The organism is Actinomadura rubrisoli (assembly GCF_004349215.1).
Classification (GTDB): domain Bacteria; phylum Actinomycetota; class Actinomycetes; order Streptosporangiales; family Streptosporangiaceae; genus Spirillospora; species Spirillospora rubrisoli.
In genome coordinates, this window is sequence record NZ_SMKU01000628.1 from 1 (window position 1) to 2,347 (window position 2,347).

2 protein-coding genes are annotated in these 2,347 nt (G+C 76.6%); both read right to left on the reverse strand.

The features are described 5' to 3' along the window. Nucleotides 1-1,451 (reverse strand): sacsin N-terminal ATP-binding-like domain-containing protein (locus E1298_RS46280; protein WP_424923240.1); only part of this gene is annotated, 1,451 nt, incomplete at its 3' end. A 68-nt stretch (nt 1,452-1,519) separates the two neighbouring features. Further along, the gene (locus tag E1298_RS46285; protein WP_131903711.1) at nt 1,520-2,272 is read right to left on the reverse strand and encodes a DUF3027 domain-containing protein; all 753 of its coding nucleotides are present in this window, start codon (nt 2,270-2,272) and stop codon (nt 1,520-1,522) included. Nucleotides 2,273-2,347 lie beyond the last annotated feature (75 nt).

Below are 2,347 nucleotides of genomic sequence, written 5' to 3' on the forward strand. Positions count from 1 at the left end.
CACCCGCCGCCGCCGCCGTCCACGCGTCCGCCGCCGCTGTCCGCGCGTCCGCCGCCGTCCAAGGGGTCGCCGCCGGCATCCGCGCGTCCAGCGCCGGTGTCCACGGGTCCGCCGTCGGTGCCGCGGCCCGCGAGGTCGGCCTCCGCGGGGTGGGCGGGTTCGGCGCCTCGGCCCGCGAGGAGGTCGATGAACGCGGGCGGCGCGTCGACCGCGACCGCGTCGCGTCCGCGCATCCGGCGATCCTTCTCGCCTCCGGGCTCGTCCGGCGCGGGCAGGAGCGGAGCCTCCGGAAGGCGTTCCAGGACGGCGCGCCGGATCCGCGCGTCCAGCTCACCGGCGCCGACCGGTCCGGGAACCAGGTCGAGCAGGCGCGGCGACGCGGGACGCTCGCGCAGCAGCCGTACATACGTCTCGGCGGCGCGTTCCACGAGGAAGTCGGTGACCGGACCGGGCGCGACATGGCGCCGGTCGGGGGCGAGCGGGAACGAGGCGATGAGCAGTGCGGGCAGGTCAAGGCGTTCGTCGCTCGGAGTGGGCGCGTGCACGACGGCGGGCGTGTCTTGCGGAAGCCCGTCCTCTGGCAGCGCCCAGCGCACCTGCCAGAACGGGCGCCCGCGCTCCTCGGCGGGACGGTCTGCCAGAAGCTCCGCCGGTGTCGTGCCGTGCGCCTCGACCGTGTGCCAGACGGAACCATCGATCGTCACCGAGCCCGGCGTGCGGTGATCGGCGCTGACCGTCCGCACGTCCCCGTCGATGTCGATCTCGACGGCCTCCAGGGCGGGCAGCGCGAGCATCAGCGCGGGCCCGACCTGCGCGAGCTGCCGCCGGACGCCGTCGGCCGCCCCCGCGCGCAGCGGGAGCCGCACCACGGTGTCGAACCCCGCGGGAACCTCGGGAAGGCCATCGGCCGGCGGCGCGAACGGCAGCCGCAGCAGCGGGACGTGCCCCTCCCGCCGGTCCAGCTCACCGGCCAGCCCTGGAACCTCGTCCACCAGCGCCCGGGCCCGCTCCAGCGACCACTCCACGCCTCCCGGGCCCGAGGCGATGACGGGCCGGTCGCTGACGGCCACGACGGCGGCGAAACCCACGCCGAACCGTCCCACCGAGCCCGTGTCGTCGTCCCGCTTGGCTGACGCCCGGAGCGTCGACAGGGCCTCGACCCCGGCGGCGTCGAGCGGCGCCCCGGTGTTGGCGGCCGCCAACACGGCGCCAGGCACAGTGTCCTCGGACGTCCGTAGGGTCAGCCGGACGCGGCCAGGGACGCCCGCGCGGAGGGCGGCGTCGGCGGCGTTCTGGGCCAGCTCGACCACCACGCGGTCGCGGTAGCCGCCGAGGGCGTGGTCCTCCTCGGCGTTGGCGTCCTCGCGGAACCGCGCCGGAGACTCGCCCCAGGCGCGCAGCACCCGCTCCCGCAGGGACCGCGTGCCGAACGGGTCCGGCGCTTCAGTCACCGGGTCTCACTCCTCGCCGTGTCGCGTCACGCCGTGCCCGGACCGTGCCGGAGGTCGGGATCGGGAGGTCAGCCGTGGCCGAGGGCCTCTTCGTCCTGCGTCTCCGCGTCCTCCGCCGCCGCGCCCGAGGGGACGACGTCGTAGCCCAGCTCGTCGATGACGGGCGGGTTGTGCTCGGACGCGGCCGGAATCGACACCGCCTCGGAGTGGGCGCCGCAGCCGTGGTCGGCGGACACCACGCGGCCGTCGTCGGGGGCGTACTCGTTCGCGCACACGCCGAAGACCTGCCGCAGCTCGCCCGCCAGCGCCACGAAGAACCCGCACGTGGAGCACTGCGCGGGCGCGGACGCCGCGATCGGGGCCCGGGGACCCGCGACGCCCTCGTACCAGCGCACGGCGGCCTCGTCCCGGCCCTCGCGTGACAGCACCCGGACGCGGCCGAGGCCGAGCTCCCACGCCGCCTCACGGTCGATGGCGTCGTCGACCTCGGTGTAGCCGGGGATGAGCCGGACGTCGTCAGGGGCGGTCGGCAGCAGGTCGCCGGGGCCGAGGTCGCCGGGGCGCAGCCGCTCCAGCCACGGCACCCACGGCGGCGCGAGGAGCGCGTCGTCGCCGGGGAGCAGGACGACCTCGCTGACCGTCACGACCTTGGCACGAGACGCGCGGGTCACGGTGACCGCCCAGTGCCAGCCGTTGTAGGCCGGGTCGAGCGACTCGAAGAAGTGGGTGACCACGCGGTCGCCATCGGGGCGGATCCCCAGGTGCTCGCCGACGGGCGTCGGGCGCGCCGTCTCCTCCGCGGCCGCGGCGGCCAGGTCCACCGCCTCGGCGCAGGCGGTGTCGACGGCGGGGGTCCGGGCCCGGCGGGCGGGCCCGGAGGCTGTCTCTTATACACA